The organism is Duganella zoogloeoides, assembly GCF_034479515.1.
GTDB classification, from domain to species: domain Bacteria; phylum Pseudomonadota; class Gammaproteobacteria; order Burkholderiales; family Burkholderiaceae_D; genus Rugamonas; species Rugamonas zoogloeoides.
In genome coordinates this window covers 1,697,251-1,718,108 of sequence record NZ_CP140152.1, presented here as the reverse complement: position 1 = coordinate 1,718,108, position 20,858 = coordinate 1,697,251, and the positions used below count along the sequence as shown (strand labels likewise).

17 protein-coding genes and 2 tRNA genes are annotated in these 20,858 nt (G+C 62.6%); 5 read left to right on the top strand and 14 right to left on the bottom strand.

The genetic code is table 11. The annotated features are described in order from the left end of the window. Positions 1 to 41 precede the first annotated feature (41 nt). Both SR858_RS07620 and SR858_RS07615 read left to right on the top strand, forming a co-directional pair. Positions 42 to 662, top strand: a complete 621-nt coding sequence (locus SR858_RS07620; protein WP_019922152.1) for a hydrolase — start codon at positions 42 to 44, stop codon at positions 660 to 662. Between the two features lie 130 nt (positions 663 to 792). Next, positions 793 to 1,380: a hypothetical protein gene (locus tag SR858_RS07615; protein WP_154819870.1), complete on the top strand. Its 588-nt coding sequence runs from the start codon at positions 793 to 795 to the stop codon at positions 1,378 to 1,380. A gap of 33 nt (positions 1,381 to 1,413) precedes the next feature. On the opposite strand, the gene SR858_RS07610 is transcribed toward SR858_RS07615, so the two are convergent. The 6 genes from SR858_RS07610 to SR858_RS07585 form a co-directional block, all read right to left on the bottom strand. After that, positions 1,414 to 1,490, bottom strand: a tRNA-Arg gene (locus tag SR858_RS07610). A 69-nt stretch (positions 1,491 to 1,559) separates the two neighbouring features. Beyond that, a tRNA-Pro gene (locus tag SR858_RS07605) sits at positions 1,560 to 1,636 on the bottom strand. A gap of 69 nt (positions 1,637 to 1,705) precedes the next feature. Next, on the bottom strand, positions 1,706 to 3,061 hold the full coding sequence (gene glmM / locus SR858_RS07600) for a phosphoglucosamine mutase (protein WP_019922150.1): 1,356 nt from the start codon (positions 3,059 to 3,061) through the stop codon (positions 1,706 to 1,708). 31 nt (positions 3,062 to 3,092) lie between these two features. Then, the gene (gene folP / locus SR858_RS07595; protein ID WP_019922149.1) at positions 3,093 to 3,932 is read right to left on the bottom strand and encodes a dihydropteroate synthase; all 840 of its coding nucleotides are present in this window, start codon (positions 3,930 to 3,932) and stop codon (positions 3,093 to 3,095) included. Between the two features lie 67 nt (positions 3,933 to 3,999). Further along, complete coding sequence (gene ftsH, locus SR858_RS07590; protein WP_026637344.1) at positions 4,000 to 5,883, bottom strand: ATP-dependent zinc metalloprotease FtsH; 1,884 nt, start codon at positions 5,881 to 5,883, stop codon at positions 4,000 to 4,002. 210 nt (positions 5,884 to 6,093) lie between these two features. Beyond that, complete coding sequence (locus tag SR858_RS07585) at positions 6,094 to 6,804, bottom strand: RlmE family RNA methyltransferase (protein WP_019922147.1); 711 nt, start codon at positions 6,802 to 6,804, stop codon at positions 6,094 to 6,096. 43 nt (positions 6,805 to 6,847) lie between these two features. Here SR858_RS07585 and SR858_RS07580 point away from each other — a divergent pair, with 43 nt between their 5' ends. Continuing rightward, positions 6,848 to 7,318: a YhbY family RNA-binding protein gene (locus tag SR858_RS07580; protein WP_019922146.1), complete on the top strand. Its 471-nt coding sequence runs from the start codon at positions 6,848 to 6,850 to the stop codon at positions 7,316 to 7,318. Between the two features lie 49 nt (positions 7,319 to 7,367). Here the strand turns inward: SR858_RS07580 and SR858_RS07575 are convergent, their stop codons facing one another. From SR858_RS07575 to SR858_RS07550, 6 genes are all read right to left on the bottom strand, one after another. Beyond that, the gene (locus SR858_RS07575) at positions 7,368 to 7,847 is read right to left on the bottom strand and encodes a DUF4149 domain-containing protein (RefSeq protein ID WP_026637343.1); all 480 of its coding nucleotides are present in this window, start codon (positions 7,845 to 7,847) and stop codon (positions 7,368 to 7,370) included. Continuing rightward, positions 7,847 to 8,323: a transcription elongation factor GreA gene (greA, locus tag SR858_RS07570; protein WP_026637342.1), complete on the bottom strand. Its 477-nt coding sequence runs from the start codon at positions 8,321 to 8,323 to the stop codon at positions 7,847 to 7,849. The genes SR858_RS07575 and greA overlap by 1 nt, the downstream gene beginning before the upstream one ends. Before the next feature lie 89 nt (positions 8,324 to 8,412). After that, a complete protein-coding gene (gene carB, locus SR858_RS07565; RefSeq protein ID WP_019922143.1) occupies positions 8,413 to 11,643 on the bottom strand; it encodes a carbamoyl-phosphate synthase large subunit in 3,231 nt (1,076 codons plus the stop codon). A 1-nt stretch (position 11,644) separates the two neighbouring features. After that, positions 11,645 to 12,814, bottom strand: coding sequence for a glutamine-hydrolyzing carbamoyl-phosphate synthase small subunit (gene carA, locus SR858_RS07560; RefSeq protein WP_019922142.1), 1,170 nt, complete (start codon positions 12,812 to 12,814; stop codon positions 11,645 to 11,647). Between the two features lie 215 nt (positions 12,815 to 13,029). Continuing rightward, on the bottom strand, positions 13,030 to 13,440 hold the full coding sequence (locus SR858_RS07555) for a heme-binding protein (RefSeq protein ID WP_019922141.1): 411 nt from the start codon (positions 13,438 to 13,440) through the stop codon (positions 13,030 to 13,032). 26 nt (positions 13,441 to 13,466) lie between these two features. Next, complete coding sequence (locus SR858_RS07550; protein WP_026637341.1) at positions 13,467 to 14,381, bottom strand: patatin-like phospholipase family protein; 915 nt, start codon at positions 14,379 to 14,381, stop codon at positions 13,467 to 13,469. 154 nt (positions 14,382 to 14,535) lie between these two features. Here SR858_RS07550 and SR858_RS07545 point away from each other — a divergent pair, with 154 nt between their 5' ends. Continuing rightward, entirely contained in the window at positions 14,536 to 18,003 is a 3,468-nt protein-coding gene (locus SR858_RS07545) for a discoidin domain-containing protein (protein ID WP_019922138.1), read from the top strand. A gap of 190 nt (positions 18,004 to 18,193) precedes the next feature. Here the strand turns inward: SR858_RS07545 and SR858_RS07540 are convergent, their stop codons facing one another. After that, positions 18,194 to 18,985: an alpha/beta fold hydrolase gene (locus SR858_RS07540; protein WP_084669978.1), complete on the bottom strand. Its 792-nt coding sequence runs from the start codon at positions 18,983 to 18,985 to the stop codon at positions 18,194 to 18,196. A gap of 254 nt (positions 18,986 to 19,239) precedes the next feature. Here SR858_RS07540 and SR858_RS07535 point away from each other — a divergent pair, with 254 nt between their 5' ends. After that, positions 19,240 to 19,773, top strand: a complete 534-nt coding sequence (locus tag SR858_RS07535) for a phasin family protein (protein ID WP_019922136.1) — start codon at positions 19,240 to 19,242, stop codon at positions 19,771 to 19,773. A gap of 7 nt (positions 19,774 to 19,780) precedes the next feature. Here SR858_RS07535 and SR858_RS07530 read toward each other — a convergent pair whose 3' ends face one another. Beyond that, positions 19,781 to 20,806 carry an SDR family oxidoreductase gene (locus SR858_RS07530; protein WP_019922135.1) on the bottom strand — a complete coding sequence of 342 codons (1,026 nt, stop codon included), beginning with the start codon at positions 20,804 to 20,806 and terminating at the stop codon, positions 19,781 to 19,783. Positions 20,807 to 20,858 lie beyond the last annotated feature (52 nt).

Genomic DNA, 20,858 nt, shown 5'->3' with positions numbered 1-20,858 from the left:
GCCTACAATCGACAGCATCCTCCCTCGTTCGAAAGCACACCATGCAAGATTTACTTACCCCCGACAATTGCACGCTGGTCCTGCTTGACCAGCAAGCCGGTCTGCAATTTGCCGTGCAATCGATGGACCGCCAGACCCTGCTCAACAATTCCGTGGCCCTGCTGGAGGCAGCGCTGGCATTCTCGCTGCCGATCGTCGCCAGCACCTCGGCCAGCAAGATCTACAGCGGCCCGCTACTGCCCGACCTGCACGCGCTGATCCCCGACCACCCGGTGCTGGAGCGCCGCAACATGAACGCCTGGGAAGACCCGGCGGTGCAGGCTGCCATCGTCGCCACCGGCCGCAAAAAGCTGATCTTCTCCGGCATGCTGACCGAAGCGTGCATCAGCTTTGCCGTGCTCAGCGCCATCGAAGCGGGCTATGAGTGCTACGTCGCCGGCGACGCCTGCGGCGGCCTCACCGAAATGGGCCACAATCTCGCACTGCAACGGATGATCGCCAAAGGCGCACAACCGACCAGCTGGCTGCAAGTGCTGCTGGAACTGCAACGCGACTGGACCCGCCACGACACCTACGACGCGGCGCGCGCGGTGGTGGAGAAAAATGGCGGCGGTTATGGCGTGGGATTGCGCTATGCGCGGCAGATGTTGACGCCGCAGTGATTTGGCTAAATACCTGGCTGTGCTGACACCCGTACCTTAACGGATGGCATCGGCACCTTCAATTTGAAGATCAGAAGCCGGTTTGCACCGTTGAGCCGAGTTTAGGCATACCTGAGCTTCAGTAGAATACATGGTAGTCGGCAAGACCAAGCGACGCGAAGGTAACTACTCTCAGAATACCGCCATGAAAACTTTTTTAGCGCTCGTGATGACAGCCCTGCCGCTCGCTGTCATGGCGGCTCCCACGCAGGTGCTCGGCATTCCCTTTAATGGAAAGCTCAAGCATTCGCCTGGCATCTGTCCGCTCAACAACGAAAAAGCCGAACAAATTTGCTGGCGAAGCAGTCCGCGCATGGACGACATCGGCGGGCGCTGGGGCAGCGCCCACCTGCCGGACCCGGACTCGCGTCCGCTCTGGGCGGCGCGCGGATGGTTCGAGATCGCGTTGAAAAAAGATCTGACCGTGACGCGCATTAAAGTGCTGGCGGAAGGCACGGAGCGGGAGACGATTTTCCAGTCGATCTCGACCCGCTTCGGCGCTCCTGTTTCCGACGATGGCCGCTCTGCGCGGTGGGTGCACAAGGACGCAACCATCCAACTGCTGTGCGCTGCGCCGACCAAGTGCTGGGCGACCTTCAATGTGCCTGCGGCCGAAGCCGATCCTGCTGCAGCAACCAGGCTGGCGCAGCACCAGAAGCCCAGGCCCGTCACGCCCTGATGCCACACCGGAAAATACGATCAATTGGGATTTTGGCCTGCCCAGCAGGAATCGAACCTGCGACCCTTAGCTTAGAAGGCTAATGCTCTATCCAACTGAGCTATGGGCAGTTTTTGTACAGCGAGAATTCGCCGCAGAAATGAAAAACGGGTTGTCTAGGACAACCCGTTTAGTGTTTTTGGTCGGAGTACAAGGATTCGAACCTTGGACCCCCTGGTCCCAAACCAGGTGCGCTACCGGGCTGCGCTACACTCCGAAGACAGCATTCTAATACTCCGGGGCGTTGCCGTCAATGGACGGCCCGAAGTATCTTGCAGAAACTAACTTATGCCGCCAGTTTGACGTCGATCTTGTCGGCAATGCGCTGCGCCATCGACTTGGCGTCGTCGGCGCTACGCGCTTCCACCATCACGCGGATCAGCGGTTCGGTGCCGGAGGCGCGGATCAGGACGCGGCCGGTGTCGCCCAGCTCGCGCTCGACCTGCTCTTTTTCCGCCACCATGGCAGCGTTCTCGGTCCAGTCGAAGCCGGGCGTGACGCGCACGTTGATCAGGGTTTGCGGGAACAACACCAGGTCGGCGGTGGCCTCTTCCAGCGAGCGGCCCGCGCGCTTGAGGGCCGACAGCACTTGCAGCGCCGAGATGATGCCGTCGCCGGTGGTGTGCTTGTCGATGCACAGCAGGTGGCCCGAGCCCTCGCCGCCCAGCAGCCAGCCCTTCTCCTGCATCACTTCGAGTACGTAGCGGTCGCCGACCTTGGCGCGCGCAAAACCCACGCCCTTCTGCTTGATCGCCACTTCCACCGCCATATTGGTCATCAGGGTGCCGACGGCGCCGGCCACGGGGCCGGTGGCCAGGCGGTCGATCACCATCAGGTACAACAGCTCGTCGCCGTTGTAGAGGCGGCCGTTGGCGTCGCACATGATCAGGCGGTCGGCGTCGCCGTCGAGGGCGATGCCGAGGTCGGCGCCGTGGGCGCGCACGGCGGCGGCCATCGCTTCGGGCGCAGTGGCGCCGTGGGCCTTGTTGATGTTGAAGCCGTCCGGCTTGTTGCCGATGGCGATCACTTCCGCGCCCAGTTCATGGAATACGTGCGGGGCGATGTTGTAGGCGGCGCCATGGGCGCAATCGACCACCACTTTCAGGCCGCGCAGGTCGAGCTCGTTGGGGAACGTGCTCTTGCAAAACTCGATGTAACGGCCCTGGGCATCGTCGAGGCGCTTGGCGCGGCCGAGTTTTTCCGGCGCCACGCATTCCATCGGATGCTCGAGCGCGGCTTCGATCTCGAGTTCGACCGCGTCGGGCAGCTTGGTGCCCTGGTCGGAAAAGAACTTGATGCCGTTGTCCTGGAACGGGTTGTGCGACGCCGAAATCACCACGCCGGCCGACAGGCGCAGGGCGCGCGTCAGGTAGGCAATCGCTGGCGTGGGCATCGGGCCGGCCAGCATCACGTCCACGCCGGCGGCGGCCAGGCCGGCTTCGAGCGCGGCTTCGAGCATGTAGCCGGAAATGCGCGTGTCCTTGCCGATCAACACCGTTGGACGCTTGCTGCCCGTCCCGGTGCCCTTGCCGGCCAAAACCTTGCCGGCGGCATAGCCGAGGCGCATAACGAAGTCAGGCGTAATGGGCGAGACGCCCACCAGGCCGCGGATGCCATCGGTGCCAAAATATTGTCGTGCCATGTTTGTGCTCTTTTCTTTGTCTGTATGTTTTTTATTGGGCTGCCTGCCATACCTTGAGCGCGTCCACCGTGTCGGCCACGTCGTGCACGCGGACGATGATGGCGCCTTGCGCCACCGCAGCCAAGGCGCCGCCCACGCTGCCAGCTGCGCGCCGCTCCACCGGCTTACCGGTCACCGCGCCGATCATCGATTTGCGCGACAGCCCCGCCAGCAGCGGCATGCCTGTCTCTTCGATGAGGCGGCCTGTCGCCTTGAGCAATGCGTAATTATGCTCCACCGTCTTGCCGAAGCCAAAACCCGGATCGATGCACAATCGACGCGGATCAATCCCGGCCTCCAGCAGCGCGTCGATGCGTTCACGCAGGAAAGCGATGACCTCGTCCACCACGTCGGCGTAGCTGGGCGCGAGCTGCATGTGCTGCGGATCGGATTGCATGTGCATGATACACAGCGCGCAGTCGCTGTCGCGTACCGCATCGATGGCGCCGGGGACGCGGAAACCGTTTATATCGTTGATCATGTCCACGCCGGCAATGATGGCTTCGCGCATCACCTGCGGCTTGTAGGTATCGACCGAAATGGCGGGGCCGAGGTCGCGCAGCGCATAGACCACCGGCATCACGCGCTGCAACTCGTCCTCCAGAGACACCGGCGGCGAGCCGGGCCGGGTGGACTCGCCACCGATGTCGATGATATCGACGCCCTCCTCGATCATCGCTTCGGCATGGCCAAGCGCGAACTCGAGCGCCTGGTAGTTGCCGCCGTCAGAAAAGGAGTCGGGTGTGACGTTGAGAATGCCCATCACGCGCGGGCGCCGGCCTGCGCCCTGCAAAGGATAGTTGAAACGGCCGAACTGGAATGTGGATCGCATCTGATTCTATAAAGAAAAAGGGCGAGGATTGCTCCTCACCCTTGGGTGTTGAATACCTGCCGCAGGCTTACGCTGGTGCGGTCACGGTAGGCGAAACGCCCGAACCGCCGTCGCCAGGTGGCTGCTTGCGGATGGTCACGCCTGGTTTAGGCGGGCGCGGCTCGAGGCCGGCCATGATGTCGTTGATCTGGTCCGCATCGATGGTTTCCCAGTCGAGCAGCGCCTTGGTCATGACTTCGACTTTTTCGCGGTTGTCTTCCAGCAGCTGGCGGGCCAGTGCATATTGCTGGTCGAGGATGTTGCGGATTTCCGCATCGACCTTTTGCTGGGTCGCTTCCGAGATGGTCTTGTTGCTGCCACCCATGAAGCCATCATTTTGCTCATCCTCGTAAACCATCACGCCAAGGGAATCGGACATGCCGAACTTGGTGACCATCGAACGGGCCAGTTTGGTGGCGCGCTGGAAGTCGTTGGAGGCGCCGGTGGACATCTGGCCGACGAAAATCTCTTCCGCGATACGGCCGCCAAACAGGATGGAAATTTCTTCCAGCATCTTGTCCTTGTAACCGGAGATGCGGTCGTGTTCAGGCAGCTGCCAGGTCAGGCCCAGGGCCCAGCCGCGCGGCATGATGGTTACCTTGTGGACCGGATCCGCCTTAGGCAGCAGCTTGGCAACCACGGCGTGACCGGACTCGTGGTAAGCCGTATTGCGACGCTCTTCCTCGCGGATGACCATCGACTTGCGCTCGGGACCCATGAAGATCTTGTCCTTGGCATCTTCGAAGTCGGCCATATCGACCAGGCGCTTGGCGCGGCGGGCGGCAAACAGCGCAGCCTCGTTGACCAGGTTGGCCAGGTCGGCGCCCGAGAAGCCAGGCGTACCGCGGGCCAGGATGTCGGCCTTGACGTCGGTGCCGATCGGCACTTTACGCATGTGCACGTTGAGGATCTGCTCACGACCACGGATGTCCGGCAGGCCAACCGATACCTGGCGGTCGAAACGGCCTGGGCGCAGCAGCGCTTTGTCGAGCACGTCGGCACGGTTGGTCGCGGCAATCACAATCACGCCGGATTGCGCTTCAAAACCGTCCATCTCGACCAGCAACTGGTTCAGCGTCTGTTCGCGTTCGTCGTTACCGCCGCCCATGCCGGCGCCACGGTGACGGCCGACCGCGTCGATCTCGTCGATGAAGATGATGCACGGCGAATGCTTCTTGGCGTTCTCGAACATGTCACGGACACGCGATGCACCGACGCCGACAAACATTTCGACGAAGTCGGAACCGGAGATCGAGAAGAACGGCACCTTGGCTTCGCCGGCAATCGCACGGGCCAGCAAGGTTTTACCGGTACCTGGAGGACCGACCATCAGCACGCCGCGGGGAATGCGGCCACCGAGTTTCTGGAATTTGCTCGGGTCGCGCAGGAAATCGACGATTTCGCTGACTTCTTCCTTGGCTTCGTCGCAACCGGCAACGTCGGCAAAGGTGACCGAATTATTGGAGTCGTCCAGCATGCGCGCCTTCGACTTGCCGAAGGAGAATGCGCCGCCCTTGCCGCCGCCCTGCATCTGGCGCATGAAGAAAATCCACACACCGATCAACAACAGCATCGGGAACCACGAGACGAAGATTTGCTGCAGGAAGCCTGGCTCTTCCGGCGGACGGATGTCGAACTTGACGCCGTTGTCGCGCAGGTCGCCGATCAGACCGCGATCGAGTATGGTGGCAGTGGTGCGCACCTTGGTGTCGTCGCTCTTGACGGCAGTGATGGTGTTGCCCTCAATGACAACTTCCTTGATGTTCTTGGCTTTCACCGCATCGAGCAGTTCGGAGTATGGAATAGGTCGGGCGCCAGCAGCAACGCCATGGCTATCGAACTGCTTGTACAGCATGAGCAGGAGCAGTACGACAACTACCCAAATGGCTGACTTGGAAAACATGTTATTCACGAAAACTCCTTGGATGCAGGGCGCATCTCTTAACCTATAGCTAGAAACCCGATTTTACTCGCAATAAGCAGGCGGTGCCAGAAGCCCACTCCTCTACCGGGCGCAAACCCGGCCAAGCTCACATTATTTGATCAAAATTACTGGTCGATCAAGATAAAAATGCTTCACCTTGGCCGATATGCGGCCTGCTGCACGAATATCAAGGGTAAATCAGTCAACTTCGGGGCGAACCGGCGCGAAATCGTCGAGTTCGTAGGGTACTGCGGACGCCATGCTGTCGGTCGGGTTTTTCAGGCCGCGGCCCAGCAGGAAAATTTCGGACGACTTGTCGCGGCTGGCCTTGGGCTTTTTTTGCGTCACGGTTTTAAATTCCTTACGGAATTTCAGCACGATATCGTTAAAACCCATGTCTTTAAAACATTTGACCAGCAAGGCGCCCGAGGGTTTCATGTGGGCCTGCGAAAATTCGATGGCCAGGTCGATCAGGTGCTCCATGCGGGCGGCGTCGCTGTCGGCGATGCCGGACAGGTTGGGCGCCATGTCGGACAACACCAGGTCCACTTTCTGGCCTTGCAGCACGTCCTCCATTTTTTGCAACACTTCCGGTTCGCGGAAGTCGCCCTGGATGAAATGGAAATCGGCCACCGGCGCCATCGGCAGGATATCGAGCCCGATCAGCGTGCCGTTGACCCCGCCGCCATCCTTGCCGGCCAGCTTGCGGCGCGTGTACTGCGCCCAGCTGCCGGGGGTGCAGCCGAGGTCCACGATGACTTGCCCCGGTTTGATCAGTTTTTCTTCCTCGTCGATCTCTTTCAGCTTGAAAGCCGCACGGGCGCGATAGCCCTCCTTCTGGGCCAATTTCACGTACGGATCATTAATGTGGTCGTGAATCCAGTTTTTGTTTAATTTGTTCTTTGCCATTCGCGTAGAATACTGCCTTTAAGAGAACTACCAGAAATTAATTATGATTAAACTTACCCCCGTTGAGCGCAGTGCCCTGCGCGCCGAAGCTCACGCGCTCAAGCCCATCGTCCTGATCGGCGAAGCGGGACTGACCGCCAACGTCCTCAAGGAAATTTCCCTGGGCCTCGATTCGCACGGCCTGATCAAGGTGCGCGTGTTCGGCGACGACCGTGAAGCGCGCGTTGCCATGTACGACACCATCTGCCAGGAACTCGAAGCAGCACCGGTGCAACACATCGGCAAGCTGTTCGTGCTGTACCGTCCAAAGGTGGAAACCACCAAGGAACGCTCCACGTCCGGCAAGGGCCTGCGCGAAGTGACCATCGTCAAGCCTAGCCCGAGCGGCACCAAGCGTCCATCGGTGACCAAGGTATTGCTTAAAGGGAATGAGCGAGTGACCCAGGGCGGCAACATCAAACGCGCCAAGCCACAGCAGAAGTCCAGCAAGAAAAGCGCGCTCGGTTCGAAGTAAGCTGCGCCAACGTATCGTCGCTCCCGCGCAGGCGGCAGCGACGGTGCAGTTATTGTTTTACCACCAGCCACGCAGCCAGCAGGCTTTGTACCAGGAAGATGCTGCTGGAGATGCCGTGCAGGATGCCGAATTCGTTCTTGGCAGCCGATTCCATCACCCCTCCCGGACCAGCACTCGCGCGCAACGCGGCCATCATCGGCTGCAGGCCGAAGTGCGACACCAGCGTACACGCCAGCATTACCACCACGATGATCATCACCGTGCGGCGGCCCTTGGCTGCCATGTTCACGGCCGGACCGGCAAAGATGCCTTCGGTACCGGGCCTGGTCGCCCACAACAGCAGCAGCATCAACACGCCGCACGCGATCGACACCCAGGCCTGGGTGTTGAACAGGCTGCCGGCGATGGTGCCGGCCAGCACGCGGTCAGGCACGGTGGCAAACAGCGTGGGCGCGGCGATATAGCCGACGCCCCACAGGCTGCCGGCCCACAGCGTGGCAACCAGCAAACGGGTACGGGCTAATAGCATCAGACGTAACGCACTTCCAGAATTTCGTATTCGCGCGGGCCGGACGGCGCCTGCACTTCCACCACGTCGCCGGCGGACTTGCCGATCAGCGCGCGGGCGATCGGCGAGGTCACCGATACTTTGCTCAGTTTGAGATCGGCTTCGTCGAGGCCGACGATCTGGTACGTGACCTTGGCGCCGGACTCGAGGTCCTCCAGATCAACGGTCGCGGCAAACACCACGCGGCCATCGGCTTCGAGCGTGGTGGGGTCGATGATCTGCGCGGCGCTCAGCTTGCCTTCGAGTTCGGCAATACGGCCTTCCACAAACGCCTGGCGCTCCTTGGCGGCATCGTACTCGGCGTTTTCGGACAGGTCGCCGTGCGAGCGCGCTTCGGCAATCGCGTCGATCACGATACGGCGTTCTTTGGTCTTCAACTGGTGCAGCTCTTCCCGCAGGAGATTTGCGCCGAATATGGTAAGTGGAACTGAAGTCATATCTGTTTACTCTGTTTTTACAATGGAAAACCACAGAGGCCACGCCAACTGCAGCGTGAGCTCTGTGGTTAATTGGGTACCGCTAAGGTTTAGTGTAAAGCCTTATGCAGCCCTTGTAAATCGTACACTTGCAATTCGTCGAGATGACGGATGCCTTCCACTGCCGCTTCGGCGCCGGCGATGGTCGTGTACGTGGTCACGCGCGCGGCCAGCGACGACGTGCGGATCGCGCGCGAGTCGTTGATGGCGCTGCGTTTTTCTTCCACCGTATTAATCACCAGCACGATCTCGTGGTTCTTGATCATGTCGACGATGTGCGGACGGCCTTCAGCCACCTTGTTGACGGCGGTGACCGGGATGCCGGCCGTGGAGATCACGGCAGCGGTGCCCTTGGTGGCCACCAGCGAGAAGCCGGCATCGACCAGGTCGCGCGCCACCTTGACGGCGCGCGGCTTGTCCGACGATTTCACCGACAGGAACACCTTGCCCGACTTCGGCAGCTTGACGCCGGCGCCCAGCTGCGACTTGACGAACGCTTCGCCGAAGGTACGGCCCACGCCCATCACTTCACCGGTCGATTTCATCTCTGGTCCGAGGATGGTATCGACGCCAGGGAACTTCACGAACGGGAACACGGCTTCCTTGACGCTGTAGTACGGCGGCACCACTTCTTCGGTGATGCCTTGTGCTGCCAGGGTCTGGCCGACCATGCAACGGGCGGCGATCTTGGCCAGCTGCAGACCGGTCGCTTTCGACACGAACGGTACCGTGCGCGAAGCGCGCGGGTTCACTTCCAGCACGTACACCACGTCTTGCTGTACGCCGTCCACGTCCTGCTTCTGGATCGCGAACTGCACGTTCATCAGGCCGACCACGTTGAGGCCCTTGGCCATCAGCGCGGTCTGGCGTTTCAGTTCGTCGATGGTTTCCTGCGCCAGCGAGTACGGTGGCAGCGAGCAGGCCGAATCGCCCGAGTGCACGCCAGCCTGTTCGATGTGTTCCATCACGCCGCCGATGAAGGTGGTTTCGCCGTCGCTGATGCAATCGACGTCGCACTCGATGGCGTCGTTCAGGAAGCGGTCGAGCAGCACCGGCGAATCGTGCGAGACCTTGACCGCTTCGCGCATGTAGCGCTCGAGGTCACGCTGCTCGTGGACGATTTCCATGGCGCGGCCGCCCAGCACGTACGAAGGACGCACCACCAGCGGGTAGCCGATTTCCTGCGCCAGCGCCAGGGCGTCGGCTTCGGTACGGGCGGTACGGTTAGGCGGCTGGCGCAGGTTCAGCTTGTGCAGCAGTTGCTGGAAACGCTCGCGGTCTTCGGCGGCGTCGATCATGTCCGGCGAGGTGCCGACGATCGGCACGCCATTCGCTTCCAGGTCCAGCGCCAGTTTCAACGGGGTCTGGCCGCCGTACTGGACGATCACGCCCACCGGCTTTTCCAGCTCGACGATTTCCAGCACGTCTTCCAGCGTCAGCGACTCGAAGTACAGGCGGTCGGACGTGTCGTAGTCGGTGGAGACGGTTTCAGGGTTGCAGTTGACCATGATGGTCTCGTAGCCGTCTTCGCGCATCGCCAGCGCCGCGTGCACGCAGCAGTAGTCGAACTCGATACCCTGGCCGATACGGTTCGGGCCACCGCCCAGCACCATGATCTTTTTCTTGTCGGTCGGGGCGGACTCGCACTCTTCGTCGTACGTCGAGTACATGTACGCGGTGTTGGTCGCAAATTCCGCGGCGCAGGTGTCCACGCGCTTGTACACGGGACGGATCGCCAGTTCGTGGCGACGGGTGCGCACGGCCTTGGCATCGGTTTGCAGCAGGAAGGCCAGGCGGCGGTCCGAGAAGCCCTTCTGTTTCAGCTTGTACAGCGTGGGCTTGTCGAGCAGGTCCAGCTTTTGCGTGTCGAGCCACAGCTCGATGTCCACGATCTCTTTGATCTGGATCAGGAACCATGGATCGATCTTGGTCAGCGCGTGCACTTCTTCCAGCGTGAAGCCCTGGGCGAATGCATCGCCCACGTACCAGATACGCTCGGGACCTGGCTCGCCCAGTTCCTCTTCGATCTTTTCGCGGTCCTTGGTTTTTTCGTTCAGACCATCGACGCCCACTTCCAGGCCGCGCAAGGCTTTCTGGAACGATTCCTGGAAGGTGCGGCCGATCGCCATCACTTCGCCAACCGATTTCATTTGCGTGGTCAGGTGGTGGTCAGCGGTCGGGAATTTCTCGAACGTGAAGCGCGGGATCTTGGTGACCACGTAGTCGATCGATGGCTCGAACGATGCTGGCGTGGCGCCGCCGGTGATCTCGTTGCGCAGCTCGTCCAGCGTAAAGCCCACGGCCAGCTTGGCCGCGACTTTCGCGATCGGGAAGCCAGTCGCTTTCGAGGCCAGGGCCGACGAACGCGACACGCGCGGGTTCATTTCGATGACGATCATGCGGCCGTCGGCCGGGTTGATCGAGAACTGCACGTTGGAGCCGCCGGTATCGACACCGATCTCACGCAGCACCGCCAGACTGGCATTGCGCATGATCTGGTATTCCTTGTCGGTCAGCGTTTGCGCTGGCGCCACGGTGATCGAGTCGCCGGTGTGCACGCCCATCGGGTCGAGGTTTTCGATCGAGCAGATGATGATGCAGTTGTCCGCCTTGTCGCGCACCACTTCCATCTCGTACTCTTTCCAGCCCAGCAGCGACTCTTCGATCAGCAGCTCGTTGGTTGGCGACGCTTCCAGGCCGCGTTTGCAGATCGCTTCGAATTCTTCTTCGTTGTAGGCGATACCGCCGCCGCTGCCACCCATGGTGAACGACGGACGGATGATGGTCGGGAAGCCGACTTCGCGCTGCACCGCCCACGCTTCGTCGAGCGAGTGCGCCACGCCGGAACGGGCCGAGCCCAGGCCGATCTTGGTCATCGCATCCTTGAACTTGGAGCGGTCTTCGGCCTTGTCGATGGCTTCGGGCGTGGCGCCGATCAGCTCGACCTTGTACTTGTCGAGGATACCGTGGCGATGCAGGTCCAGTGCGCAGTTCAGTGCAGTCTGGCCGCCCATGGTCGGCAGGATCGCGTCCGGCTTTTCCTTGGCGATGATTTTTTCGACGACTTGCCAGGTGATCGGCTCGATGTAGGTGACATCGGCCATTTCCGGGTCGGTCATGATGGTCGCAGGATTGCTGTTGACCAGGATGACTTTATAGCCCTCTTCGCGCAGGGCCTTGCAGGCCTGGGCGCCGGAATAATCGAACTCGCAGGCCTGGCCGATAATGATCGGACCAGCGCCAATAATCAGAATACTTTTAATGTCAGAACGTTTAGGCATCTTATTTTTTCTCCGTAGCTTCCATCAGGCCGATGAAGCGGTCAAACAGGTAAGCGACGTCAGTCGGGCCGGGCGATGCTTCAGGGTGGCCCTGGAAGCAGAACGCCGGGGTGTCGGTGCGTTCAAAGCCCTGCAGCGAGCCGTCGAACAGCGACACGTGGGTTACGCGGCAGTTGGCCGGCAGGGTGTCGGGATCGACTGCGAAGCCGTGGTTCTGGGACGTGATCAGCACTTGCTTGCTGTCGAGGTCCTGCACCGGGTGGTTGGCGCCGTGGTGGCCGAATTTCATTTTCAGGGTGGTGGCGCCGGAAGCGAGGCCCATGATCTGGTGGCCGAGGCAGATGCCGAACAGCGGAATCTTTTTCACCATGAATTCACGGGCGGCAGCGATCGCGTAGTCGCATGGCTGCGGATCGCCAGGGCCGTTCGACAGGAATACGCCGTCCGGGTTCAGCGCCAGCACATCGGCAGCGGACGTTTGCGCCGGCACCACGGTGACCTTGCAGCCGCGCGCGGTGAGCATGCGCAGGATATTGCGCTTGACGCCGAAGTCGTAGGCGACCACGTGGAATTTCTGGTCGGCGGCGGCCAGCTTGCCGTAGCCCGTGCCCAGGGTCCATTCGGTTTCAACGGTTTCGTATTGCGCGGTGACCGAGACCACCTTGGCCAGGTCCATGCCCGACAGGCCGGGGAAGGAACGGGCCAGGTCCAGCGCTTGCGACGTCGATGGCTCATTGCCTTGCGTGCCGACCAGGATGGCGCCGGATTGGGCGCCCTTCTCGCGCAGGATGCGGGTCAGTTTGCGGGTGTCGATACCGGCGATGGCGACGATGTTCTCGGCCTTCAGGTACTCGGCCAGCGACTGGGTGGAGCGGAAGTTCGAGGCCAGCAGCGGCAGGTCACGGATGATCAGGCCGGCGGCGTGGACTTTGGACGACTCGACGTCTTCGGGGTTGATGCCGTAGTTGCCGATGTGCGGGTAAGTGAGGGTGACGATCTGGCGGCTGTAGGAAGGATCGGTGAGGATCTCCTGGTAACCGGTCATGGACGTATTGAAAACGACTTCCCCGGTCGTATGACCGGCAGCGCCGATCGAAAAACCTTTGAAGATGGTTCCATCAGCGAGGGCCAGTATGGCTGGAACGGTGGAGCCAGAAAAAAATGGCGGCAAGGGCAACTCCTGATAAAGTTACCGTAGCTGCGCCACGTCAGACGACCGTCGTTGTGCCCGCGTGGTGATGTGCGGGTAGAAGGTCAATTGATGATGGAGTGAGTGGTAGTCGCTACGGTAGGGTGTGATTGGCTAAACCTTTGAATTATAACCAGTTCCCCACCGTTTGACAAGGCAGGCCGCCCGAATTGGCGGCCCTTGATTCGACAGCAACGTTACACGACTGCGGCGATCCCAGCCTTGGCAATCTGCGCGTCCTCGGTCGATTTCACGCCCGACACGCCCACTGCGCCCACCACGTGACCATCGACGATGATCGGCACGCCGCCTTCAAGCATGCCATCGGCCTGCGGCGACGGCGCGGTCAGGAACGCGGTGCGGCCGCCGTTGATGATGTCTTCGTAAATCTTCGATTCGCGGCGGCCCAGCGCGGCCACGCGCGCTTTCGACGGGGCGATGTGCGACGACAGCGCGTTGGCGCCATCATTGCGCTGCAACCACAGCAAGTGGCCGCCGTCATCGACGATGGCAATCGCCACCGCCCAGTTGTTGGCCAGTGCTTCCGCTTCGGCGGCGGCAGCGATTTTCTTGACGTCGGCAAGCGACAGGTATGGTTTGGTTTGCATGACACTCCTTCTGGTTGAATCGATATTTAGGGCCGGCGCTTCGCTTCCAGCTTCTGTTTGATCTGGGCCATCACCTGGGCGGCAGCCTGCTCGCCCGCCAGGATGGCCTGGTTGCGGCTATTAAAATCGTTACTGGCCATCTTGCCCAGGCTCGGGGTGATGACGATGTCGGCGTCCTTCAATTCGTACTGGTTGATGCGCTGGCCCATGATGCTAAACGTCTGCATGATCACATCGACCGAGCTGACGGTGGCCTGCACGTCGGCCTGGGTGGAGATGTTGACGGCGATGACAAAGTCGGCGCCCATGTCGCGCGCGAATTTTACGGGCACCGGCGCCACCAGGCCGCCATCGACATACGTCTTGCCATTGATGGTCACCGGCTGGAACACGCCGGGCACCGACGACGAGGCCCGCACCGCCATGCCCGTGTTCCCGCGCTGGAACAGGATCGGCTGGCCGTTTTTCAGGTCGGCGGCCACTGCGCCGAACGGAATTTTCAGCTTTTCCATCGGCTGGTTGTTGACGGCCTTGTTCACATACGCCTGCAGCGCCTCGCCTTTGAGCACGCCGGTGCTCTTGCCGAACAGCGGCATGGCCCAGTCGGAAATCGCCGCTTCGTCCATGTCGAACGCCAGCCTTTGCAGCTGGAAGCCGGTATTGCCGGCCGCGTACAGGGCGCCGACCACGCTGCCGGCGCTGGTGCCGACCACCACGTCCGGATAGATGCCCTGCGCTTCGAGCGCCTTGATCACGCCGATGTGGGCAAAGCCGCGCGCGGCGCCGCCGCCCAGGGCCAGGCCGATCTTGATTTTCTTCGGCTCAGGCGCAGCGATGGGCGTCACGGGTACGGGAGTGTCGATCACCGGTGTGGTTTTACAACCGCCGAGGGCGGCGACGGCGAGCGTGATGGATAAAAGGGCAAGACGGCGTAAGGGCATGAATGGTCGCATGAAAAATGGGCGCAGCACATTCTATCGCAAGCAGCCCCATCACCGCCAAACGCGCAGCGATTTGAGCGTCCGCGCGCCCGCAAGCGCCGGACTATGGCCGATAATCTGCGCTTCCCAGCCATTGCCGTCGCCAAGGTCTGCCATGCAGCGCATTCTCGCCATCGCCCTCTTCCTCTTCAGTTCCCTGACCGCGCCGGTCGCCGGCGCCGCGCCACAGCCCGATGCCAGCGTGGTGCTCGACCTGGCCGGCCAGTGGCGTTTCGCGCTCGACCGCCAGGATACCGGCGTGCAGCAGCAATGGTTCAAGCGGGAGTTGCAAGACCGGATCACCCTGCCCGGCATCCTGCAGGCGCAAGGGTATGGCGACGATATCGGCACCGGCACGCCGTGGGTGCTGTCGCTGTACGACAAGCAGTGGCAGCTGCGCGAGGACTACAAGACCCACACCACGCCCGGCCAGGTCAAGGTACCGTTCCTGTCGCAGCCGCCGAAGCACTACCTGGGCGCCGCGTGGTACCAGCGCGAGATCGATATTCCGGCCGCAGCCGGCGGCCGGGGTGATATTCCGGCCGCAGCCGGCGGCCGGGGTGATATTCCGGCCGCAGCCGGCGGCCGGGGTGATATTCCGGCCGCAGCAGGCGGCCGGGGCGATGTGCCGAAGGGCTGGCGCGGGCAGCGCGTGGTGCTGCACCTGGAGCGGCCGCGCTGGGGATCCACCGTGTGGGTCGATGACCGCCAGGTGGGCAGTAATCTCAGCCTGGTGGCGGCGCATGATTACGACCTGGGCCTGCTGGCGCCGGGCCGCCACCGCATCTCGATCCGGGTGGACAACCGTATGCTGATGGCGTACCGGCCCGATGCCCACTCGGTCTCCGATTCGCTGGGCATGAGCTGGAACGGCATCATCGGCAAACTGGAACTGCGCGCGACGTCCCCCGTATGGATCGACGACGCCCAGGTGTACCCGAACGTGCAAAACCGCACCGCCCTGGTGAAAATCAGGATCGGCAACGCCGGTGGTCGCGCCGGCAGCGGTACCATCACTGCCAATGGCGTGCGCCACCCGGTGCGCTGGAGCGAGAGCGGCGGCAGCGCCGAGATCACCGTCAAGTTTGCAGCCAACGCGCAGACCTGGGACGAATTCCACCCGGTGCTGCACGACCTGCGCCTGCAACTGCAAGGCCCGCATGCCGCCCACACGAAGAACGTACGCTTCGGCTTTGCCCAGATCACCGCCGTCGGCAAGGACTTCGTGCTCAACGGCCGCACCATCTTCCTGCGCGGCACCCACCACGGCGGCGACTTCCCGCTCACCGGCTATCCGCCCACCGACCTCGCCTACTGGCGCAAGATTATCCAGATCAACAAGGACTGGGGCATCAATCACATCCGCTTCCACTCGTTCTGCCCGCCCGAGGCAGCGTTCCAGGCCGCGGACGAACTGGGGGTGTACCTGCAACCGGAACCGGGCATGTGGAACGACGTCTCGCCCGGCACGGCCATGGAGGCGATGCTGTACGAAGAAACCGAGCGCATGATACGCGCCTACGGCAACCACCCATCGTTCCTGCTGCTCAGTCCCAGCAACGAACCGAAAGGCAAGTGGAAGGAAGCATTCGACAAGTGGATCGCCCACTATCGCCAGGCCGATCCGCGCCGGCTGTACACCAACGGCACCGGCCACACCGAGAAGCAGGTGCCGGGACTGGCCGAGGGCACCGACTACCTGGCCATGCAGCGCATCGGCCCCAAGCCGCTGCGCGGCGAGCGCGGCTGGTTCGGCCGTGACTACGGCGCCTCGCTCGAGGGTGTCAACGTGCCGGTGGTGTCGCACGAAACCGGGCAATGGGTGGCCTACCCCGACTACGACATCATCGATAAATTTACCGGCTACCTGCGGCCGGGGAACTACGAGATCTTCCGCGACTCGCTGGCGCGCCACGGCATGGCCGCGCGCAACAAGGATTTTGCCTGGGCCTCGGGCAAATTCCAGGTGCAGGCCTACAAGGAAGAAATCGAAGCGAACCTGCGCACGCCGGGCCTGGGCGGTTATCAACTGCTGGACCTGCACGACTACCTGGGCCAGGGCACGGCGCTGGTCGGCGTGCTCGATACCTTCTGGGAGCCGAAAGGCTATGTGACGGCGCCCGAGTTCCGCCGCTTTAACGGCGAGACCGTGCCGCTGGCGCGCCTGGCCAAACGGGTATACACCACGACCGACAGCTTGACCGTGCCGGTGGAAGTGGCGCACTTCGGCGCCGCCCCGTTGGTCGATGCGCAGCCGCGCTGGCAACTGCTGGACGACGCCGGCCGGGTAGCGGCCAGCGGCGCCTTTGCGCGCCAGACCATCGCCATCGGCAAGAACATCGCTTTGGGCACGATCGAACTGCCGCTGCGCGACCTGGCGGCGCCGCAGACTTACCGGTTGGAGGTGACCATCGCCGGCGCAATGCCAGGCGAGACCGGCGGCGCACCACTCCCTTCAGGGCAAAACGACTGGCGCATCTGGGTGTATCCGGCAGCAGCAGCCACCGACACGGCCGAGCCAGCCGATGTGCTGGTCACGCGCAGCTGGAACGCGGCCGAAGCGCGCCTGGCGCAGGGCGGCAAGGTGCTGTACCTGCCGCTGGCAGCGGACCTGGACTGGAGCGGTCCGCCGCTCGACAGCGTGCCGGTGTTCTGGAACCGCCTGATGAACCCGGCCTGGAGCCGCACGCTGGGCGTAGCGATCGACAACCGTCACCCGGCGCTGGCGCACTTCCCCACCGACCGGTTCAACGACTGGCAATGGACGGAACTGATCAAGGGCGCGCGCACCATCAATCTCGATAAATTGCCGCCCGCGTTGCAACCGATCGTCCAGCCGGTCGATGACTGGAACCGCAACTACAAACTGGGTTTGCTGGTGGAAGCGAAAGTCGGCAACGGCCGCCTGATGATGGCCAGCGCCGACCTGGTTTCGAACCTGGACCAGCGCATCGTCGCGCGCCAGCTGCGCAAGTCGGTGCTCGACTATATGGCGTCGAGCCAGTTCGAGCCGCAAGTGGCCGTCAGCGCCTTCGAGGTGCGGCTGGCGCTGTTCGATACGCTGGTGATGAAAAAGCTCGGTGCGCAGGCGGCGGGAGGCAACAATCCCGCTTACGCCATCGACGGCGATCCGAACACGTTCTGGAGCGCTGGCGACCCGAAGGCGCAGCGCATGCCGCAAGCGCTGACCATCACCTTCGCCAAGCCGATGCCATTCTCCGGGCTGGTGCTGATGCCGCGCCAGAACCACCGCGACCACGAGGGCGATGCGCGCGAATACCTGGTGGAGACCAGCGACGACGGCGCGCACTGGCAGGAGCTGCAGCGCGGTTCGCTGGTCTCGACCTACGACCAGCAGCGCATCGCCTTCGGCCGCAATGTCACCGCGCGCCAGCTGCGTTTTACCGCCCTGTCGGGCTTTGGCGCCGACAACACGGCGGCATTGGCCGAACTGGCGCTGGTGTACACCGGTGCGCCACTGCCGGAGAACAGCGGCGCGGTGGACTACAAGCGGGTGCAGTCGGCGTCAAGCGATATCGATGAAAATATCGGGCCGGCGGAGCCGAAAAAGCCGGCGAAATAGCGAACGCCGCCAAGCTGAGCGCTCCTTGGCCGTCGTACCGTATGGCGGACAGCCGCGAAGGCGGGGACGGGTTGTGTGCAATTGATTGAAATGTGCGCCGCATCGGATCGCGCGCCTGCGCGGAGGTCCGCCGATGCAAAACGACGCTTTCAGGCGGCCGCCCCCCGGCAACGGATCTGGCTGCAGTGTGCTACGGCGCGCCGATCCCGCATTCTTCCAGGGTAAGTTCCAGCAGCGGGAAATGCCCGGTCTCCACTTTGAAAAACTCTGCCTGCGGGAAGATCACACTCCATACCGCCTCGTCCTGCTGCGCATCAATCATCGGATCATGCGCGCCGAACAGCACCGTGACCGGGCCGCCAAAGGCGCTGACCACCGGGCGGCGATCAATCGCCGAAAAATCGTCCGAGGTTGCCACCGACGTCGGGCCGTCGAAGGCGCCCGGTTGCTCGATCAGTTCCGCGAACGAGCGCGCTGCCGCTTCACCACCGTTGGGACCGAAGTACAGCGAGGTCACATCGGGCAGCAGCGACAGTGCGCCAAACACGTCCCAGAACCGCGGCCGGCCTGGATCATCCTCGTAGGCCGCCAGCGCCATGGCCAGCTGGCCCGCGCACGGATGGTCGGTGTGCACGCGGAACGCGCGCCGGGCCAGGCGCAACGCGGCCTGTTCGGGATCGAAGGTGGGGGCCAGCAGTACGATGCGGGCAATCAGCTCCGGCGCATGGCGCGCCAGGTGCACGGCCAGGTGGGCGCCGAAAGAGCTGGCCGCCAGCGTGACCGGGGCGCCGCGTTCAGCCGCCAGCCGGCGCAGCTCGTCCAGTGCGGACGCCTGCAAATCCAGGAATGGCCGCGCCGCGCACGGCTTGGCCAGCGGCTGGCGCCACCAGTGAACGTGGGTGGCATCGGGATAACGGGCAAGTTCGAACACGGGGCCCAGGCCCGGACCGCCATGCAAATAAAGAACTGAAGGTACCGACATAATTTCTCCTGATAGAAGCAGATATTATAGTCGGCGCACACAGGGGCAGCAGCCTGTCACGGCTGGGTTGGCTTGCAGTTCTTAAGCATTGCTTAGGGTGCGAAGAAATGTATTGGTGAAATAAAATTAAAATTTTCTCGTCCCGCAGGTGTAGCACAAAGCGCTTTAACCTGCGACTATAGGAAGCTGGGCGTCCGGCCAAAGCGCTCTCGGCACTTCCTGTATTGGCCCCTTTCCAGTTTGAGGAGCATGACATGAATTCGTTTGTGGACACCATCTCGCCCGTAGCCAAAGAGCATATCGCAGCAAGAATCGCGTACGTCAACGACGTGGCGCTGGCCGTGGTTCACTCCACCCGGCAACTGGCAGAAGCCAACCTGCAATTTGGCCGCGACTGGTTGCAACAGTCCAGCAATGCCTGGCAACAAGCCGTACTCACCCCGGCCGCCGAGCGCAGTGAAGTGGCAGGACCCACGGCAGAGGCCGTCGCTCAGACCTTGCACTCGTACCAGCGGCACGTGGCGCAAATCGCCAGCGACTTCCAGACCTCGATCACCGACGTGATGCGCCAGCACGTGCCGCAAACCACGCGCACGGCCACCGCGCTGGCCGAGGTGGTGTCGCAAAAGGCCGCAGCCGAAACCGACCAGCAATGGCGCATCAACCAGACCGCAAGCCGCGACCTGATCGACCAGGCCAGCCGCTTCGCCCAGGTCGCCACGCAAAACCGCGCCATGCAGGAACCTGCGTCCATGCAAAGCGCGGAAGATAGCGGCAACAAGAACTAGCCGGGATTTATGGCCCCCCCGCTCCGCCCACTGCCGCATACACCTGGCCGGTGGCGTAGCTCGACTCGTTAGAGGCCAGCAATACATATACGGCAGCCAGTTCGGCCGGTTGGCCGGGGCGTTTCAGCGGCGAGTCAGCGCCGAACTCGGGCAGCTTTTCCGGCGGCTGGCCGCCCGTCACCTGCAGCGGGGTCCAGAATGGCCCGGGCGCTACCGCATTGACGCGGATGCCCTGGGGCGCGAGCTGCTTGGCCAATCCTTTGCTGAAATTCATGATCGCCGCCTTGGTGGACGCGTAGTCGAGCAGGTTTTCGCTGGGGTCGTACGCCTGCACCGAGGTGGTGTTGATGATGGTCGCGCCGGGTTTAAGCAGCGGCACCGCGGCCTTGGTCACCCAGAACGTCGCATACACATTGGTTTTATAGGTCTCGTCGAACTCGGCGGTGGTGAGGTCGAGAATGGACTTGCGCGAAAACTGGCGCGCGGCATTGTTGACCACGATGTCGAGCCCCCCAAGGTCGCGCGCGGCGTCCGCCACCAGGCGGCGGCAAAACGCTTCGTCTTTGAGGTCGCCCGGGATCAGCACGGCCTTGCGGCCGGCGGCGCGGATCAGGTCGGCCACCTCGCGCGCATCGGCTTCCTCGGCCGGCAAGTAATTGATCGCCACGTCGGCGCCCTCGCGCGCGTAGGCAATGGCGGCAGCGCGGCCGATGCCGGAGTCGCCACCGGTGATCAGCGCCTTGCGCCCCTTGAGACGGCCACTACCCTTGTAGGTAGTCTCACCGTGATCGGGGCGCGGGTTCATCTTGCCGGAGAGGCCAGGCCATGGTTGCTGTTGCGTCTCGAACGGCGGCTGCTTATAGGCAGTGCGCGGATCGAGCAGTGGCACATTTGGCGCGGATGCCGGCGTGCCGTTGCTGACCTGGTCCGCAGCCGAAGCTGCCGAGGCAGGAACGATGGCCGCGCCCAGCAGGCCGGTGGCGAGGCCGCCGACCATGGCCCGGCGCGATGCGTTGGGATTTTCAGGTTGCATGCTTGCCTTTCAGTGAGAACAGTGAAGTAACCCATCATTCCAAGTTCTCACC

What these genes read in the sequence shown, in the direction of transcription:
- SR858_RS07530 (WP_019922135.1), bottom strand. Translation starts at nt 20,806, where the DNA reads ATGCAACCTGAAAATCCCAACGCATCGCGCCGGGCCATGGTCGGCGGC.
- SR858_RS07615 (WP_154819870.1), top strand. Translation starts at nt 793, where the DNA reads ATGGTAGTCGGCAAGACCAAGCGACGCGAAGGTAACTACTCTCAGAAT.
- SR858_RS07585 (WP_019922147.1), bottom strand. Translation starts at nt 6,804, where the DNA reads ATGGCAAAGAACAAATTAAACAAAAACTGGATTCACGACCACATTAAT.
- SR858_RS07540 (WP_084669978.1), bottom strand. Translation starts at nt 18,985, where the DNA reads ATGTCGGTACCTTCAGTTCTTTATTTGCATGGCGGTCCGGGCCTGGGC.
- glmM (WP_019922150.1), bottom strand. Translation starts at nt 3,061, where the DNA reads ATGGCACGACAATATTTTGGCACCGATGGCATCCGCGGCCTGGTGGGC.
- greA (WP_026637342.1), bottom strand. Translation starts at nt 8,323, where the DNA reads ATGACTTCAGTTCCACTTACCATATTCGGCGCAAATCTCCTGCGGGAA.
- SR858_RS07575 (WP_026637343.1), bottom strand. Translation starts at nt 7,847, where the DNA reads ATGCTATTAGCCCGTACCCGTTTGCTGGTTGCCACGCTGTGGGCCGGC.
- folP (WP_019922149.1), bottom strand. Translation starts at nt 3,932, where the DNA reads ATGCGATCCACATTCCAGTTCGGCCGTTTCAACTATCCTTTGCAGGGC.
- SR858_RS07550 (WP_026637341.1), bottom strand. Translation starts at nt 14,381, where the DNA reads ATGCCCTTACGCCGTCTTGCCCTTTTATCCATCACGCTCGCCGTCGCC.
- SR858_RS07535 (WP_019922136.1), top strand. Translation starts at nt 19,240, where the DNA reads ATGAATTCGTTTGTGGACACCATCTCGCCCGTAGCCAAAGAGCATATC.
- carB (WP_019922143.1), bottom strand. Translation starts at nt 11,643, where the DNA reads ATGCCTAAACGTTCTGACATTAAAAGTATTCTGATTATTGGCGCTGGT.
- SR858_RS07580 (WP_019922146.1), top strand. Translation starts at nt 6,848, where the DNA reads ATGATTAAACTTACCCCCGTTGAGCGCAGTGCCCTGCGCGCCGAAGCT.
- SR858_RS07545 (WP_019922138.1), top strand. Translation starts at nt 14,536, where the DNA reads ATGCAGCGCATTCTCGCCATCGCCCTCTTCCTCTTCAGTTCCCTGACC.
- SR858_RS07620 (WP_019922152.1), top strand. Translation starts at nt 42, where the DNA reads ATGCAAGATTTACTTACCCCCGACAATTGCACGCTGGTCCTGCTTGAC.
- SR858_RS07555 (WP_019922141.1), bottom strand. Translation starts at nt 13,440, where the DNA reads ATGCAAACCAAACCATACCTGTCGCTTGCCGACGTCAAGAAAATCGCT.